The 16326-nt window shown below is 64.6% G+C and carries 13 protein-coding genes and 2 pseudogenes; 7 read left to right on the plus strand and 8 right to left on the minus strand.

What is annotated here, in order from left to right; all coding sequences use genetic code 11:
- The 8 genes and pseudogenes from ACZYOF_RS35875 to ACZYOF_RS35910 form a co-directional block, all read right to left on the minus strand.
- Positions 1–122 (minus strand): annotated as a pseudogene (locus ACZYOF_RS35875) (IS256 family transposase); the annotation flags it as partial.
- A 298-nt stretch (positions 123–420) separates the two neighbouring features.
- Positions 421–2673: a mechanosensitive ion channel domain-containing protein gene (locus tag ACZYOF_RS35880; RefSeq protein ID WP_463718706.1), complete on the minus strand. Its 2253-nt coding sequence runs from the start codon at positions 2671–2673 to the stop codon at positions 421–423.
- A 301-nt stretch (positions 2674–2974) separates the two neighbouring features.
- On the minus strand, positions 2975–3844 hold the full coding sequence (locus tag ACZYOF_RS35885; RefSeq protein ID WP_463718707.1) for an aromatic ring-hydroxylating dioxygenase subunit alpha: 870 nt from the start codon (positions 3842–3844) through the stop codon (positions 2975–2977).
- Between the two features lie 29 nt (positions 3845–3873).
- Positions 3874–5275, minus strand: a pseudogene (locus tag ACZYOF_RS35890) (8-oxoguanine deaminase).
- Between the two features lie 4 nt (positions 5276–5279).
- Complete coding sequence (locus tag ACZYOF_RS35895) at positions 5280–6215, minus strand: ABC transporter permease (RefSeq protein ID WP_463718708.1); 936 nt, start codon at positions 6213–6215, stop codon at positions 5280–5282.
- Between the two features lie 2 nt (positions 6216–6217).
- The gene (locus ACZYOF_RS35900; RefSeq protein ID WP_463698717.1) at positions 6218–7270 is read right to left on the minus strand and encodes an ABC transporter permease; all 1053 of its coding nucleotides are present in this window, start codon (positions 7268–7270) and stop codon (positions 6218–6220) included.
- A gap of 2 nt (positions 7271–7272) precedes the next feature.
- Positions 7273–8862 carry an ABC transporter ATP-binding protein gene (locus tag ACZYOF_RS35905; RefSeq protein ID WP_463718709.1) on the minus strand — a complete coding sequence of 530 codons (1590 nt, stop codon included), beginning with the start codon at positions 8860–8862 and terminating at the stop codon, positions 7273–7275.
- 12 nt (positions 8863–8874) lie between these two features.
- Positions 8875–9987: a BMP family ABC transporter substrate-binding protein gene (locus ACZYOF_RS35910; RefSeq protein ID WP_463718710.1), complete on the minus strand. Its 1113-nt coding sequence runs from the start codon at positions 9985–9987 to the stop codon at positions 8875–8877.
- 402 nt (positions 9988–10389) lie between these two features.
- Here ACZYOF_RS35910 and ACZYOF_RS35915 point away from each other — a divergent pair, with 402 nt between their 5' ends.
- The 7 genes from ACZYOF_RS35915 to ACZYOF_RS35945 all read left to right on the plus strand — a co-directional run bounded on the left by ACZYOF_RS35915 (position 10390) and on the right by ACZYOF_RS35945 (position 16120).
- Positions 10390–10632 carry a hypothetical protein gene (locus tag ACZYOF_RS35915; protein ID WP_463718711.1) on the plus strand — a complete coding sequence of 81 codons (243 nt, stop codon included), beginning with the start codon at positions 10390–10392 and terminating at the stop codon, positions 10630–10632.
- 168 nt (positions 10633–10800) lie between these two features.
- Entirely contained in the window at positions 10801–11529 is a 729-nt protein-coding gene (locus tag ACZYOF_RS35920) for a Rieske 2Fe-2S domain-containing protein (RefSeq protein ID WP_463718712.1), read from the plus strand.
- Positions 11526–12158, plus strand: coding sequence for a glutathione S-transferase family protein (locus ACZYOF_RS35925; protein WP_463718713.1), 633 nt, complete (start codon positions 11526–11528; stop codon positions 12156–12158). The genes ACZYOF_RS35920 and ACZYOF_RS35925 overlap by 4 nt, the downstream gene beginning before the upstream one ends.
- Positions 12159–12192: 34 nt before the next feature.
- Positions 12193–13995, plus strand: coding sequence for an adenine deaminase (locus ACZYOF_RS35930; RefSeq protein ID WP_463718714.1), 1803 nt, complete (start codon positions 12193–12195; stop codon positions 13993–13995).
- Between the two features lie 4 nt (positions 13996–13999).
- Positions 14000–14923, plus strand: coding sequence for a LysR family transcriptional regulator (locus ACZYOF_RS35935; RefSeq protein ID WP_463718715.1), 924 nt, complete (start codon positions 14000–14002; stop codon positions 14921–14923).
- Between the two features lie 91 nt (positions 14924–15014).
- Positions 15015–15515 carry a thiamine pyrophosphate-binding protein gene (locus tag ACZYOF_RS35940; protein WP_028162666.1) on the plus strand — a complete coding sequence of 167 codons (501 nt, stop codon included), beginning with the start codon at positions 15015–15017 and terminating at the stop codon, positions 15513–15515.
- The gene (locus ACZYOF_RS35945; RefSeq protein WP_130578245.1) at positions 15512–16120 is read left to right on the plus strand and encodes a thiamine pyrophosphate-dependent enzyme; all 609 of its coding nucleotides are present in this window, start codon (positions 15512–15514) and stop codon (positions 16118–16120) included. Before ACZYOF_RS35940 ends, ACZYOF_RS35945 begins: the two co-directional genes overlap by 4 nt.
- The last annotated feature ends 206 nt before the right edge of the window (positions 16121–16326 follow it).

Raw genomic sequence — 16326 nt, forward strand, 5'->3', positions numbered from 1 at the left:
GTCATCTCGGCTTCGAGAATCTCCTGCACCGCACCCTGGATCAGCGGCTTCAGGAACTCCTTGTCCGACCTCAACAACTCTTTGACTGCAGAGACGTCCGTCCTAATCTTCGTCACGGTCATGGCGGGTCCAAGCTCCTCTATGAGCGGTGATCTTCGCAATCACCGGACTTACCATGACCGCTTCAGCCTCTCAGCTTTTGCAGAACCTTCCGCACACTACCGGTTCTCCCTTTCCCGCTTACGGGAGAGGGCTGGGGTGAGGGTGTCTCCACGATGGGACTTTCCGTGTGGAGAGAGCCCTCACCCGCTGCGCCGAGAGCGCAGCGACCTCTCTCGCAAGCGGGAGAGGTGGGAGGCTTGCGATGTACAACCGATCCGATCGGTTCGGATCATGCTGTTGCACGGAATATCGCCGCGGTTATTCCGCGGCTTCCGCGCCGCGTGGCTCGTCCTTTCGCTCGAGTGGCGACTGCAGCACGAGCATCGTCTGCGGTGGCCGGGCGATCTGGATGTTGAGCTCGTGGAAGCGCTTCTTCATGCGCCGGTAGAACTCACGCTGCACCGGCCAGCGTCCGGAGTCGGTGCATTGGATCTGCCCGACGATGGTCGTCATGGTGGCATCGACCTTGTCGACGCCCCAGAGATCGAGATCGCCGCGGATCATGTGCTGGAACGCCGGATCCTTGCGCAGCTCGGCGCCGATCTCCTTCAGCACGGCGCCGACGCGATCGGGATCTTCGTTGTAGTCCACGTTCACGCTGACCGAGGCATTGCCGATGCCGCGGTTGGTATTGGTGACTGATGTCACCGAGCTGAAGGGGATGATGTGCACGGAGCCGTCGCCGGCTCGGAGCCGGATGGTGCGGATCGAGAGGTTCTCGACGACACCAGACAGGCCCGACACGGTAACGAAGTCGCCGACCTGCATCGCGTTCTCGAGCAGGAGGAACAGCCCGGTGATGACGTCCTGCACCAGTTTCTGCGAGCCGAAGCCGATGGCAATGCCGACGATGCCGGCGCCGGCCAGGAGTGGCGCGATGTTGACGCCGAGCTGGCTCAGCGCCGTCAGCGCGACGACGGTGAGGATGATCGACAGCAGCGTCGTGCGCAGCATCGGCAGGAAGGTGCGCATCCGCGCGGCGCGGGCGTAGCGTCCCTCGCGCGAGAGCTGCAGCAGATGCTGCTCGACGGCGGCATTGACCGCTTCCCAGATCGCAAGCGCGACCACGCCAGCGATGGCGACCGTGATCAGTGCCGATAGCAGGCGTCCGCCGATATGATCGCTGGTGAACCATGCCGCCGCATCCAGGCCCCAGACCTCGAGCAGCGCGATCACGGTGATGACAGCGATCACGCCCGAGACGATGCTCCGCAACGCAGGGAAATACCGGTTGGCGCGTGCTTCGAGGCCCGGAAACTGGCGCGTGAATTCCGGGCTGATGCGGAACACGCGGTCCAGCGCCGCCATCATCGCGATCTGCGCCAGCCGCGCGATCAGGAGCACGGCGACGCTGGCGACGAAATAGCGGAACAGCAGCGCATAGCCGTTCTGCACCCGCAGCGCCCACACGGTCCATAGCGCGAGGTCAAGGACGATCGCGAGAATGTGCCAGACGTCGGCGAATCGGTTGCGCATCACCACGAGCGGGCCGCGCGCGCCCTCCGGCGCCCGGATCCAGTCGGCGACGCCGCGGCGGCATTGCAGGATGATGATGACCACGAACAGGTGCACCACCAGCATCAACAGCCGGATCAGGGCGTGATAGGCCGGCCGATACAGGCCGAGCAGCAGCGCGATGTTGGCGAGGGCGACTCCGAACACGGTGACGGCCACGATGCGCCGCCACCAGATGTCGAGATAGGCGGCGGCCTCGTCGCGGATGATGAACAGGCTGGGCTGGCTGGAAGCAGGGGAGATCACCGCCGCGGTGACAGCGAGGATGCTGCCGTAGATCACGTAAGCATTGACCATTGCCAGGATGACGACGCGGGGCGTCGGTGCGCGGCCGATGTCGGTCGCGAGCAGGAGATTGCCGATCGCCGCGAAGCAGATCACCGGCAGCAGGTCCAGGAACAGCCGTGCCAATGCAAAGGGAAGCCGGATGGCGAGCTGCCAGGCATAGGTGAGCGTTGCATGCCAGCGCCGGACCGGCTGCGTTTCGGTGGCCGCACCCGCATCCCGCACGGTATCGGCATGCCGCGCGCGCAATGGAATATAGCGGTCGATGGCGGCGAGCGGACGCCGGATCACGCGGCGGATGATCCATTCCGCCATGAAAGCGCAGGCGATGACGAGCACGAGCCGCCACGCCGTGTCGAGCAGCATCTGCTGCATGTACGGATTGGTGGTGAGATTGACCAGCCAGCCCCAGATCATCGGAAAGTCGGACACGGTGCGGGCCGCGGTGGCGAGCTGGTCCGAGACGTCGCCGAACCAGTCCGAGACTTCGGCGAGAAGCTGGACGCCGAGATTATCGGTGAAGGCCGGCGGCGACGCCGAACCTTGCGGCTGCGCGGGCGCGCCGGAGGAGGACGCTTTCGCGATGGTCTGCAGCGTCTGGATGAGCTGCGCCCGCTTCTGGTCGTCCTGCAGGATATCCAGGGTCGCTTGCGCCTGCGCCGCTGCTGTCGGTGGCGGAGGAGGCGGCGGCGACGTGTTCGGAAGAAGCATCTGCGATCGCGCCGGCGAAATCAGCAGCAGCAGACAGGTGAGCGCAATCGTGATGAGTCGGAGACAGTTGCTCGGCATGAAAACGCAGCGATCATGAGGGGTGGCGGGAATCGCGTGTATTTAACGCCGGTACGGCCATAGTTTGGCATGCCTGTGACAGGCGCCTCACTGCCTGCCAACGCATCAGAGCGTTTTCGAGCGAAGTGGATACCGGTTCGCGTGAAGAAAACGCGTCAAAACAAGGATCTAGAGCTTCGGTTCTGAACCGAAAATGCTCTAGTCACAAGTTGTTCCAAAACCCCTACGAAAATGCCGCCGCTGCCCCGAGCGTTGTTCCGTAAACCACCCCTTTTTCCTTCAGCCAGCGCCGGTATACCACGGAGGAAGCGTCCGCCCGGGTCGGGATTTCCGCCCGCGGTTCCAGCGGTAACAGCCGCGGGCGCTGATTCTCCAGAATGATGCGGTCCTGCAGGAAGATCATCTGCTGGAATTGGACGAGATTGGCGAGTTCGGAGGTGTCGTCGATCAGGAACCCCACCGGGTGGGCGCGGCAATGGTCGGGATCGAGCGGCTGCACGAACAGGCAGATCACGTCCCAGCGATCGGCGACATTCGGGCAGGTCTTGTAGAGCAGCGTCGCGAAGGGGGCGGCGACCCGGTAAATATATTGCGTGACGCTGCCGTCCTGGGCCGATAGCGCCGCCTGCGGCTGGAAGAATTCGCAGTCGGTGGCCCAGACCTCGTCGACGTCGCGGCGGATCTCGGTGGTGTAGTGGCGCACCTCAGTATGCGGCTCGGCGCCGAGGATATCGGTGTGGACGAAGGGGAAATGCGCCATATCGAGGAAATTTTCGACGATACGCAGACCCGACGAGCGCACCGAGACCGCGCCGCAGACCACATGCCGCCGATCCGCTTCCTCGGCTTCGGGAAGCGGCAACACGTCGCGATCAGGCTTTCCCAGCGTGGTCCAGAGGTAGCCGTAACGCTCTCGCACCGGCAGCGGATCGTCGCGATCTTCCGCCGAGACGATGATCGCGCCATCGCAATCGCGGAACGTGGTCAGCTCAATGCCGAGCAGGCGATTGCGCCGGGGCGATGCCGGGATGTCGCTGAGCGCATCCAGCACGTACCACTGGTTCAGCGTGCCGGGGTCGATATTGCCATTCATGGTGCAAGCTCCGCTTCGTTGCGGTGGGCCTATTGCTGGTAGATTCGTTGCATGATCTTCGCGTGGTCTGCAAGCGACGCCTCGATGTCGTGATGCACGAATTCGCCGCGGCGGATGATGTTGCGCCCGTTGATGAAGGAATAGTCCACCTTGAACGGGCCGCACATGATCATCGCCGCGAGCGGATCGCGCTGGGTCCCGGAGAGCCCAAGCTGGTTGAGCCTGACCGCGATGAAGTCCGCGCTCATGCCGGGTGCGAGATAGCCGATATCGTCACGGCCGAGCAGTTTGGCGCCGCCGCGCGTCGCCATGTCCAGCGCCTCGCGCGCCGACAGCGCCTTCGGGGTGCCACCAAATCCGCCGCGGCCGCCGGGCGCCTCGGAGAGATAACGGTGCGGAGCGACCCGCTGCAGCATCTGCGCCAGCCGCGCTTCCAGGAACAGGTTGGAAGTGTCGTTGGAGGCGGAGCCGTCGACGCCGAGCCCGCAGGTGACGCCGGCGTCACGCATCTCGCGGATTTTTGCAATCCCCTGACCGCACCGCATGTTGGCGGAGGGGCAGTGCACCATGCCGGTGCCGGTCTCGGCGAAGGTCTTGATCTCGCCGCTGTCGAGAAAGATGGCGTGGGCGAACCAGACATCCGGTCCGAGCCAATCGACCGAGCCGGCGAATTCCACCGGCCGCATGCCGTAGATATCGCGGCAATAGACCTCTTCATCGAGATCTTCCGCGAGATGCGCATGCAGGTGCACCGCCTTATGGCTGCGCGCAAGCTGGGCGGCTTCCTTCATCAGGCCTGGTGTCACCGAGAAGGGCGAGCACGGCGCGAGCACGATCCGGCTCATCGCGTGCCGGCTCTGGTCATGGTAGGTCTGGATCAGCCGCTCGGCGTCTTTCAGGATATCCTCTTCCTTTTCGACGCAATTATCAGGCGGCAACCCGCCCTGGCTCTTGCCGCGGGACATCGCGCCGCGCGCGGCGTGGAAGCGCAGGCCGAGCTCCTGCGCCGCCTGGATCGTGCTGTCGAGCCGGACATTGTTCGGCTGGATATAGAGATGGTCGGAGCTGGTGGTGCAGCCGGAGGCGATCAATTCCGCCATCGCGACGCGGGCGGAGACATGGATCGCCTCGTCATCGAGCTCAGCCCAGATCGGATAGAGCGTGGTCAGCCAGACGAACAATTCATCGTCCTGCACCATCACCCGCGTCAGGTTCTGGTACATGTGATGATGGGTGTTGACCATGCCCGGCATCACCAGATGTCCGGAAAGATCGAGCACCTCGTCGGCGGCAAGATGCGCAAGCTCCGCGGTGCTGCCGACCGCCTCAATCACATTGTCGCGGACGAACAGCGCGCCGCCCTTGATCTCGCGATTGCCCGTCGTCAAAGGTCGCGAGATGATCGATGTTCTTTACAAGCAGCGTCGACATAAGGTCACCGCAGGTCACGATAATAGGGAATGCCAAGCGCGGCAGGCGCGGCCATCACCTGGCGCATGCGGTGCCATGCCACGACGGGAACGACGATGAAGGCGATGGTGCCGAGATAGGGCAGCATCGAGAGCACGGGCGCGGCGATCGGCCAGTTGCGCGCCTGCCCGACGAAGCCGAGCGACGTGATGACGCCGAATAGCAGTGCCGCCAGCACCGCATTCAGCGGGCGGTAGCCGGCGAAGATCACCAGCGCCACCGCGATCCAGCCGCGGCCGGCGACGACGCCTTCCGACCATGACGGGACGAAGGCGAGTGTGAGATAGGCACCGGCGCCGGCGGCAAGCGCCGCGCCAGCGGTCACATACCAGAAACGCATTCTTTGCACGGCGATCCCTGCGGCATCCGCCGCGGCCGGGTTCTCGCCGACGGCGCGCAGATTGAGGCCATGCCGGGTGCGGAACATCAGGATATGCAGCATCACCGGTAGGATGATGTAGATCAGGTAGACCAGCACATTCTGCGTGAACAGCACCTGGCCGATCAGCGGGATCGAGCTGAGATAGGGGATCTCGACGCCGGTAAACGTCGCAGGTGCGGGGATTCCGGAATAGGCCTTGCCGACGGTCGCGGCAAAGCCCGTGCCCATCAAGGTCAATGCGAGGCCGCACAGCACCTGGTTGGCGCGCAGGTAGACCGTGATCGCGGCAAACACCATGCCGACCAGCAAACCTACAGCGAGCGCCAGTGCGAAACCGGCGGTCGGGCTCTTGGTCGTCACGACCGCGGCAATGCCGGTGATCGCGCCGAGCGCCATCAATCCTTCGACGCCGAGATTGACCACGCCGACGCGCTCGGCCAGCACCTCGCCAAGCGCGGCCAGCGCCAGCACGCCGCCGGCAAGCAGCGAAGTGTGCAGGATGCCTACGATCAGGTCCATCTTCAGGCCTCGGCCGGTTTGCTGCTGACGATGCGGAAATGCGCGAGCTCGTCGCCGACAGCGGTGAAGAACAGGATCAGCCCGGTGATGGCGAGCACGGTGGACGTATTGACGCCCTGCGTCTGCAGGATGATGCCGGAGTTGAGGATCACGGCCATCAGCGCCGCACCGGCAATCACGCCGATGCAGGAGCCGCGTGCCAAGACCGCAACCATGATGCCGAGATAGCCGAAATTGTTGGAGATGCCGCCCTGCAGCCGATGCACGGTGCCGGCGACCTCGAGCATGCCGGCGATGCCAGCGATCGCGCCCGACAGCAGCATCACCACGATCAGGTGGCGGCGGAACGGCATGCCGGCATATTTCGCGGCCTGCGGGTTCGAGCCCGCGATCCGCACCTCATAGCCCCAACGCGTGAAGCTGAAGGCGGCGGCCGTGATCACGGCCACCAGGATCGCGATCGGAAAGCCCCAATGCACCATGCCGATGAATTCGGGCACGTCGTGCTTCAGCCGCGCGGTGGTCCCCAGCGCATGGCCGCCGGGATCGAGCCATGGGCCGGTCGCGACATAATAGACCAGCAGCGTGGCGACGAAGTTGAGCAAGAGCGTCGTGATGAGCTCGCTGACATCGGCATAGGCGCGCGCAAGCGTCGGCACCAGGATCCAGATCAGACCGCCAATTGCGCCGGCGAGGAACATCAGCGGCAGCATCACAATGGTCGGGCCGGGGACGAACAGCGCTACGCCGGTCGCGGCAAAGGCGCCGGCATAGAATTGTCCTTCCGCGCCGATATTCCAGGCGCCGATCCTGAGCGCGACGGCGACCGAAAGCCCGGTGAGGATCAGCGGTGTGACCAGCAGGCCGACGTCCTCGAGCCCGAAACCGGAGCCGAACGTCGACCTCAGAACCTGCAGCGCCAGCTTGAGCGGCTGCGCGCCGCTGGCCGCGAGCAGGAGACCGGCGGTGATGAGCGCGAACAGGATCGCGATCGCGCGCGCCGCAAGCGCGATGCCAGGCGAGGCCGATGGCAGGCGTTGCAGGCGGATCGCCATCGTCAATGCACCATCGCGGCCGCGCGCACTGGTGTGGCCGCGCGCTGACCGCCCATCATCAGGCCGATCTGTTCGATATCGGCGCCCGCGCTGTCGACAATGCCCATGATCTCACCGTGGAACATCACCGCGATGCGGTCGGAGAGGTTGAGCAGCTCCTCGAGCTCTTCCGAGATCACGACGATGCCGACGCCGGCGTCGCGCAGCTCGACGAAATAGCGCATCATCGTGTTGATGGCGCCGACGTCGAGGCCGCGGCTCGGATAGGCGGCGACGAGCAGTTTCGTGGCGATCCGCATCTCGCGCCGCGCCACGAAGCGCTGCTGGTTGCCGCCGGAGAGGTTGCGGATCGGCATCGAATAGTTCGGCACCATCACGGCGGCAGCTTCCGCGATTTTGCGCGCCAGCGCCGCTGCCGCGCGCGGCCGGTACCACGGTCCGAGCGAGACCGGCGCGCGGTCATATTCGCGGATCACCGCATTGTCGGTGACGCTGAGCGCGGGCGCCAGTCCACTGCGCAGCCGGTCTTCAGGGATATGGCCGACGCCGAAATCCGCGAAATCACCGGCGCCTGCGGCCGAGACATCGCGCCCGCCGAGCATGATCTGTCCGGAGCTGGCCGCGCGCATTCCGGTCAGAAGTTCGCTCAGCTCTTTCTGCCCATTGCCGGCCACCCCTGCGATGCCGAGAATTTCCCCGCCCGCGATATCGAGCGAAACCCTGTTCAGGACGGTATGCCCGGTGCTGTCCCGCGCCGTCACCTCGCGCAGGCGGACGACGGGCCCGTTGGATTTGGCGACCGCGTTCGGTCCTCGTGCGCGCAAATCGTCGAGCACGATCTCGTGGCCGACCATCAGTTTCGCCAGCATCGTCTCGCTGCAGGCGCTGGTCGGCTCGGTCGCCACTTTGCGGCCGCCGCGCAGCACGGTGATGCGGTCGGAAATCTCAAGCACCTCATCCAGCTTGTGACTGATGAAGATCACGGCGTTGCCGCGCGCGACGAATTCCTTCAGCGCCTTGAACAATTCGCGCGCTTCCGAGGGCGTCAGCACCGCGGTCGGCTCGTCCAGGATCAATACACGCGCTTTTCGCGCGAGCACGCGCAAGATCTCGACCCGCTGCTGCTCGCCGGTCGAGAGTTCGTCGATCCGCGCGCCAGGACGAACCGCGAGATTGAGCGAGGCCGAAAGCTGCGCGGTGCGCGCTTCCAGTTCCTGTGCGCTGATCGTGCGCGGCGTTTCCGACCAGCCGAGATGGATGTTCTCGGCGACGGTGAAGGCGCGCACCAATTTGAAATGCTGGTGCACCATGCCGATGCCGGCCGCGATCGCTTCCACAGGCGAGGCAAAGCTCTTCAGGTAACCGTCGATGATGATCTCCCCGGCATCCGCCTGGTAGATGCCGGTGAGGATGTTCATCAACGTGGATTTCCCGGCGCCGTTCTCGCCCAGGAGTGCGTGGATCTCGCCGGGCCATACTTCGAGGTCCACATCCTGGTTGGCAACGACGCCGGGAAAATACTTGGCGATGCCCCGGAGCTGCACGAGTGGCGGCGTGCCGGGAGGACGCTCGGTGACAACGGGCATCGCCATCACGATTGCGCGTCAGAGCCCGGAGATGCCGGCGATCGGCCAATCCCAGTTGTAGAGCTGGGTCTCGCTCATGCGTTGGCCGCTGGCGACCTTCACATTGCCCTTGGCGTCCTTGATCTCGCCGACGAAAGGCGACCATCCGCCAAGGATCTTTTCGCGCACGGCGTCAGCCTGCTTGCGCACGTCCTCCGGCACGCTCTCGCCCCAGGCGTCGCGGTCGACGCCGGCGCCCATCGGCAGGATGGTGGTGGAGGGCGTCCAGGTGCCTTCGAGCCGCTTCTTCACCTCGCCGACATAGTATTGCTTGAAGTCGATGACGATCGAGCTGATGTAGGCCTTCGGCCCGTAGCGGCGGATATCCGTGTTCCACATCACCGCTTTGGCGCCGCGCTTCTCGGCGACCTGCAGGTAGCCGGCCTCGTCCATGATGCCGAACAGGAGGTCGCAGCCATTGTCGAGCAGGGCGGTGCCGGCTTGGGTGGCGGCCTGCGGATCGAACCAGGAATTGATCGTGATGACCTGCATGGTGGCGTTCGGATTGACCGAGCGCGCGCCCATCAGGAACGCGTTGGTGCCTGAGAACACCGACGGCACCGGGAAGGATGCGACATAGCCGAGCTTGCCGCTCTTGCTCATCAGGCCGGCGGCGACGCCCGTGACATAGGTCGGGTACCAGTGCGCGACATAATAGGTGCTGAGATTGTCGAGCGGGTTGCGGCCGTCGCATTCGTAGAACGCGACCTTCGGCGAGCGCTTCGCCACGTCGTAGAGAAAGTCGCCGTAGTTCGAGGTCGCGAACACCATGCAGGCATTCTCGGAGACGAACTGCCGGTAAGTGCGCGTCGCATCGGCGGAGTAGGGGATGCTCTCCACGAACACGGTCTTCACCTGCGGGAACGCCGCTTTCACCGCCTTCATCCCCTGGTCGTGACTCCACGTCCAGCCTTCGTCGGTGACGGGACCGGTGTGGCCGAAGGCGATCACGGCATCTTTCTCGGCGACCGCCGGCAGCGGCGCCGCGGCGCGCGCGGAGCGGATCAGGCCTGGCGGCAGCAGGAGCGAGGAACCGGCGGCGGCACCGAGGTTCAGGAAGCGCCGGCGGGACAGATGGCGGAGGTCTGACATGATTGAGCTAAGCCTCGTGTTGGAGCCTGTGTTCTCTTGCGGATGGTTGCCGTGACCAAGACCTGCCGGAAACTCCGGGCAAAGCCGATCGCCGACACAGCGTGTCGGCGCTCGGTTACCGAAGGGTTTCAGTAGCAAGGTCCATGCCGCAGCCCGCGCATCGGCGGCATCACCGGCCCATCCCGCACGCTTGCGCACATTCAGCCTGTCTGTCGTTCCCTGTTTCGCATAGGCGCTTTTTTTCGATTGCGGTGATCGATCCAGCGCAACATCGTTCGGCAACGATGCCTTAAAAAACAAGCAGATCGCTGCTTCTCTGCTCAAAGGATATGCATGGGCAATCTTTCCGCTTGCCCTGATCGCGGCACGCTCGAATAAATCGAACCACAGGGATGTGAGCGCATGCAGGGAGCAACCGTCATCGTCTTCAGCGGACAGTTTCGCGTCGAGAGTTTTGTCGAGTTCGTCAACCACCGCGCGCGGCGTTTGCAGCTCGATGCAGTGGTGGAGACGGCGACGCCTGATTGCATCGAGGTAGCAGTTTCAGGACAGCCGGCGCTGGTCGACGCGTTCGAGATGGCGTGCAGCCTCGGGCCGATCGACTGCCTGGTGCGGGATGTCTGGCGGAAAAATGCCTCGGCGTAAGTCTTGCACAGCGTTTGCGGGGCTACAGCATGATCCGGAAAAGTGGAAACCGGTTTTCCCTCGCGACAAACGCGAAGCGTTGGCGCGGAGATCATGCTCAAACAAAGAGATGAGATCATGATCCGATTTCGTTTAATCGGATCATGATCTGGTGATGGAGATGGGCTAATGGAAAAAGGCTGGTATCCGGTCGCGCTGGCGGAGGGGCTGGAGCGCAACACTTCCACCGGCACGCGGCTGTTCGGCCGCGAGCTCGTGGTCTGGCGCGACAGCGCTGATATCTCGCATGTCTGGGAAGACCGCTGCCCGCATCGCGGCATGCGCTTAAGTTTCGGCTTCGTGCGCGACAATCACATCGCCTGTCTCTATCACGGTTGGCAGTACGACACCTCGGCGCAATGCCGCTATATTCCGGCACATCCCGATGTTGCAGTGCCGGGTACGATCCGGGTTGCGACCTATCCGTCGATCGAACGGCTCGGCATCGTCTGGGCCTATAACGAGCTCGACAGCGACGCGCCGCAGGACATCATCGGGTTTGCCGAGGGCGCCCCGGTGACGCCGGTGCGCAGCCTCTATGTCGATGCTTCGGCAGCCAAGGTATTCGACGCGCTCGTCCTCGCCGAATGCCCGCCGCTCAAGAATGTCGGCGGCGCGACGCAGCGGTCGCGAACCGATGCGCTGGTCTCGCTCAAGAGCGATGGCGACGAAATTCTGGTCGCGGTGCAGCCGCTGTCCGACGTGGAATCCGCGCTGCATATCGTCATCGCGGGACCGCCGGACGTCTATTCCGGCGATAGCCAGAAACGTGTCTCCGCCTGGGGTGAAGCCTTGCGGCGTGAGGTCGAAGGGGCGGCGAGGCACGTTGGCGAACTGCGCTACGAGGTGGCGCCGTGAGCGAGATTACTCTCTACGACTTCGAGCTCGACGAAAACTGTTACAAGGTGCGGCTGCTCCTGTCCGTGCTCGGATTGTCCTACCGCAAAGTCGCGGTCAACGTGGTGCCGGGCCGTGAACATCTCGCACCCGCGCTGATGGCGCTCAATCCGCGCGGCAGCCTGCCGATCCTCACGAACAGCGAATTCGTGCTGAGCGAAGCGGAAGCGATCATGACCTATCTCGCCCGCGCCTATGACAACGGTAACACGTGGCTGCCCACTGACCCGAAAGCGCACGGCTTGGTCGCAATGTGGCTGCAATTTGCCGGCCGCGATCTCCATGCCGCCTTTCTCGCGCGGCGGCTGGCGATGTTCGACGCGTCAGGCGATGAAGTGGCCTTGGGCTTTGCCGCGCGGCGCGCCTTCCGCCTGATGGAGGATCACATGACGGCACGCGAATTTGATCGCGCCGCCTGGTTCGTCGGCGACAATCCGTCGCTTGCCGATCTCGCGCTGTTCCCGGCAATCGCGCTGAGCCGCGATTTCGGCATCGAACATGAGGCCTATCCGGCACTGCGGCGCTGGATGCGCCGCGTGCGGGCGATCCCAGGTTTCGTGACCATGCCGGGCATTCCCGACTATTATTGAGGCCGATCACGCACGCGCAACGTAAGAGGCCCCCATGACCAGGCTCACCCGCTTTTCCGTCCGGCCGCTCCACACCATGACCCGCCGTCTCGCCGACGTCGCATCGGGGCGGGCGGCGCCCGATCTCGTCATCACGGGCGCGCGCGTGCTCTCGACCTATTCGGAGCGGATCATCGACAACAGGGAGATCTGGATCGCGGGCGGGCGGATCGCCGCGGTGAAGCCGGCCGGCACGCACAAGGCTGCCGGCGGCGACGCTGCGATCAAGGACGTCGCCGGCGGCATCATTGCGCCGGGGCTGGTCGATCCGCACATCCATATCGAATCCTCGATGGTGACGGCCTGCGCCTACGCGGAAGCGGCCCTGCTTAACGGCACCACGACGATCTTCTGCGACAGCCACGAGATCGGCAATGTGATGGATGTCGCTGGCGTCGAGGCGATGCTGGAGGACGCGCGCGAGGCGCCGCTCTCGATCTTCCTGACCGTGCCGAGCACCGTGCCCGCCACCTCGCCGGAACTCGAGACCGCCGGCGGCGATCTCACGGCGGAGAAGATCGCGAGCCTGTTCGACCGCTGGCCGGAGGCGGTGGCGCTCGGCGAGAAGATGGATTTCGTTCCCGTGACGCTCGGCGACGAGCGCAGCCACGCGATCCTTGCCGGGGCGCTGAAGCGCGGACGGCCGGTGTCGGGCCATGTCTATGGCCGCGAATTCGTCGCGGCCTACGCGGCGAGCGGCGTCACCGACACCCATGAGGCGATCGATCGCGACATCGCCGACGATTTGCTGGAGGCCGGCGTCTGGATCTTCCTGCGCGGCGGTCCTCCGACCACGCCGTGGCATTCGCTGCCGCAGGCGATCCGCACCATCACCGAGCTCGGTGCGTCGCATAAGCGCGTCGCCGTCTGCACCGATGATCGCGATGCCGATGATCTCCTGCAATTCGGTCTCGACTGGGTGGTGCGCGAGGCGGTCAAGGCCGGCATGTCGCCGGAACAGGCATGGTCGATGGGTTCGCTGCACGGCGCCACACGTTTCGGTGCGGACGGCGAGATCGGCGGCCTCGGCGGCGGCCGCCGCGCCGATCTGGTGCTGCTCGACGACTCGCTGAAGCCGCACGCCACCTGGTATGGCGGCGAATGCGTGGTCGAGAACGGCAAGATCACTGCATTGCTCGATGCCGCGCTGTCGAAGCGCTATCGCTATCCGCAAGCCGCATATTCGACCGTGAAACTGCCTGATAAGGTGAAGCTCACGCCGGCGCTGCCGACCGAGGCTTGCACCGTCAACGCCATCCGGACCGCGCTGCCCGGCATTACCCTAATCCACGACCGCGTCGCGATCGAGCCGGCCAACGACTGGCAGCCGCTGTTCGAGCGCTATGGCCTCTGCTTCGTCACTGTGGTGGAGCGCCACGGCAAGTCGGCCGGCAATGTCGCCCATGGTCTGCTCAAGGATTTCGGCCTCAAACGTGGAGCGGTGGCATCGAGCGTGGGGCATGATAGCCACAACATCATCATTGCCGGCACCAACGAGGATGACATGCAGGTCGCGCTCGCCGCGATCAAGGACCATCAGGGCGGCGTCTGCGTCGTTGCCGACGGCAAGGTGAAGGCGATGGTGCCGCTGCCGATCGCAGGCCTGCTCTCCGACAAGCGGGTGACCGAGGTCGCCGAAGAGGTGCAGACATTGAAGGTGGCATGGCAGGAGGCCGGTTGCACCATTCCCTATATGGGCTTCAACCTGATCCCGCTGTCGGTGATCCCCGAAATCCGCCTCACCGACAAGGGATTGGTGCTGGTGCCGGAAATGCGGCTCGCGCCGCTGTTCGAATAGCACGATGGACCCACACCGGCTCGGCCTGATCTCGACGCGCCTGCATTATTTCCAGCTCGTCGCCCAGCTCGGCTCGATCCGGCAGGCCGCGCGCGTGCTCAACGTCGCGCCGTCCTCGATCAGCCGCGTGATCGGCCAGCTCGAGGACGAGCTGCAGACGCCGTTGTTCGAGCGCATCCGTCAGCGGCTGAAGCTCACCAGCGCCGGCGAAATTCTGCTGTATCGCACGCGAGCCAGCCAGGGCGAGATGACGCGCGCCTACACCGAGATCAACGATCTCCAGGGCCTTCGTCGCGGCACGGTCACGGTGGCGGTGGTGGAGAGCATCGCGCGCGGGCTTCTGCTCGACGTGATGTCGACGTTCTGGGAGAGCTATCCGGCGATCACAGTCGATATCAAGGTGATGGGATCGGAACATGCGTTCGATGCGGTGGCTGACGGCGAATGCGACATCGGCATCGCCTTCGACATCAAGACGCCGCGCAACGCGCAGCGGCTCGCCGGCACGGTGCTGAATCTGGGTGCGCTGATGCATCCCGGACATCGGCTCGCCGGCCGCAGTGAACTCAAACTGTTCGATCTCGCCGGCGAGCGCGTGGTGCTGTCGGATGCCAGCCTCTCGCTCGGCGCCTCGATCGAGGAGGCGCTGAACGGCTCCTCGATCGATTTCGGGCGGCGGGCGCTGACGAACTCGATCACCGTCATGGCCGATCTCGCCATGCGCGGCAATGGGGTCGCGCTGCAGACCCGGATCGGCGTCCAGCGCGAGATCAGGAGCGGAGCCTTGGTGTTCGTGCCGCTGCGCGATCCCAAATTGCGGCCGCGCAAGCTGGTGCTGCTGTCGCGCGCCAAGTCCGGCATGTCGGAAGCGGCTTCGAGCCTCGCCACCATGCTGACGCGGGCGATCGAGGGCCTGTCCGGCGGCTGAGAGATGTTGCGCAGGGCGCATCAGGCTGGTGAGAAATCAGGGCCTATTCAGAACATCTCGCACCTGAGAATTTGCCCGAAAAGGAATCTGCATGAAGCCATCCGCCGTCGACGCCGTGATCCGCGGCCTGAAGAAAGCAGGTGTCAGCATCGTCTGCTATCTGCCGGACTCTTTGTTCAAGGAGCTCTATCCGGCGCTCGATGCCGACCCCGACATCCGCACCATTCGCGTCACCAATGAAGGCGAGGGGGCGGCGATCTGCGGCGGCGTGTTCCTGTCCGGCAAGCGCGCGGCGCTGGTGATGGAGAATTCCGGCTTGCGCGCCTCGGTCGAGCCGTTGGCGCGGATGGGGCTCGGCGCCGGCATCCCCGTGGTGATGCTGATGAGCTATCGCGGCGAGCTCGGCGAGAACAATTGGTGGGCGATCCCGCACGGCATCACCATGGAGCCGGTGCTGAATGCGCTGCGGATTCCCTATCGCATCGTGACGGAAGAGGAGCGGATCGAGCGTGCCATCACCGATGCGTTCAGTTGGTCCTACTCAGCCTATTATCACTCGGCGGTCGCGCTGGGCGGGAGTGTGGTGCGATGAAGCGGTTCGACTGCATGAAGGCGCTGGCGCGCAGGCTCTCCGATGAGCTCGTGATCCTCTCGCTCGGCGCCAGCGTCGACGAATGGTACAACGCCGCCCCGCATATGCGCGAGGCCAGCCTGTTCCAGCAGCAGCTCGGCTGCGTCAGCGCACAGGCCCTTGGGCTCGCCGCCGGCCTGCCGCACCGGCGCATCGTCTCGCTCGATACCGACGGCGGCATGATGTTCAACCTCGGCATCCTCGCCACCATCGCCAACGAGCAGCCGAACAACCTCTTCATCGTGGTCTGGGACAATGAATGCTACCAGTCGATCGGCGGCCCGCCGACGCACACCGCGAGCGGCCGCGTCGACATCGCCGCGATCGCGCGTGGCGCAGGCGTGACGCGCGCCCACACCGCGCACACGGTGGAGGAATTCGATAAGCATTGCGCGGAAGGACTGGCGGCGCGGGAGCCGTATCTGGTCGTGGCAAAAGTATCTGGCACCGTGCAGCCCGACATCAAGCGCAAGCACAGCGACGGGCGCGAGGACAAATACATCTTCGTCCGCCACGTCGAGCGCACCGAGAACATCGTCATCATGGGCCCGAGCGAGCACAATTAGCGCATGGTGAGATTGGATCGAATGGTGCCAACACGAAGCTGCGCCCCCTCTCCCGCTTGCGGGGGAGGGCCGGGGTGGGGGGTGCCGTCCGAAAAGCGGTTGGAATTGAAAGTGGCGTAGTCTCCGGGGTGATCAACCTCGAATCACCCGGCGTTGACGCGCCGGGCTGGAGACCACGCCATGACAAGCGTTACCACGAAGGCTTT

This window comes from Bradyrhizobium sp. LeoA1Lang, assembly GCF_055413685.1.

Excerpts from the sequence above, each read along its gene's own strand:
- ACZYOF_RS35880 (WP_463718706.1), bottom strand. The coding sequence starts at position 2,673 with ATGCTTCTTCCGAACACGTCGCCGCCGCCTCCTCCGCCACCGACAGCA.
- ACZYOF_RS35885 (WP_463718707.1), bottom strand. The coding sequence starts at position 3,844 with ATGAATGGCAATATCGACCCCGGCACGCTGAACCAGTGGTACGTGCTG.
- ACZYOF_RS35895 (WP_463718708.1), bottom strand. The coding sequence starts at position 6,215 with ATGGACCTGATCGTAGGCATCCTGCACACTTCGCTGCTTGCCGGCGGC.
- ACZYOF_RS35900 (WP_463698717.1), bottom strand. The coding sequence starts at position 7,270 with ATGGCGATCCGCCTGCAACGCCTGCCATCGGCCTCGCCTGGCATCGCG.
- ACZYOF_RS35905 (WP_463718709.1), bottom strand. The coding sequence starts at position 8,862 with ATGGCGATGCCCGTTGTCACCGAGCGTCCTCCCGGCACGCCGCCACTC.
- ACZYOF_RS35910 (WP_463718710.1), bottom strand. The coding sequence starts at position 9,987 with ATGTCAGACCTCCGCCATCTGTCCCGCCGGCGCTTCCTGAACCTCGGT.
- ACZYOF_RS35915 (WP_463718711.1), top strand. The coding sequence starts at position 10,390 with ATGCAGGGAGCAACCGTCATCGTCTTCAGCGGACAGTTTCGCGTCGAG.
- ACZYOF_RS35920 (WP_463718712.1), top strand. The coding sequence starts at position 10,801 with ATGGAAAAAGGCTGGTATCCGGTCGCGCTGGCGGAGGGGCTGGAGCGC.
- ACZYOF_RS35930 (WP_463718714.1), top strand. The coding sequence starts at position 12,193 with ATGACCAGGCTCACCCGCTTTTCCGTCCGGCCGCTCCACACCATGACC.
- ACZYOF_RS35935 (WP_463718715.1), top strand. The coding sequence starts at position 14,000 with ATGGACCCACACCGGCTCGGCCTGATCTCGACGCGCCTGCATTATTTC.
- ACZYOF_RS35940 (WP_028162666.1), top strand. The coding sequence starts at position 15,015 with ATGAAGCCATCCGCCGTCGACGCCGTGATCCGCGGCCTGAAGAAAGCA.
- ACZYOF_RS35945 (WP_130578245.1), top strand. The coding sequence starts at position 15,512 with ATGAAGCGGTTCGACTGCATGAAGGCGCTGGCGCGCAGGCTCTCCGAT.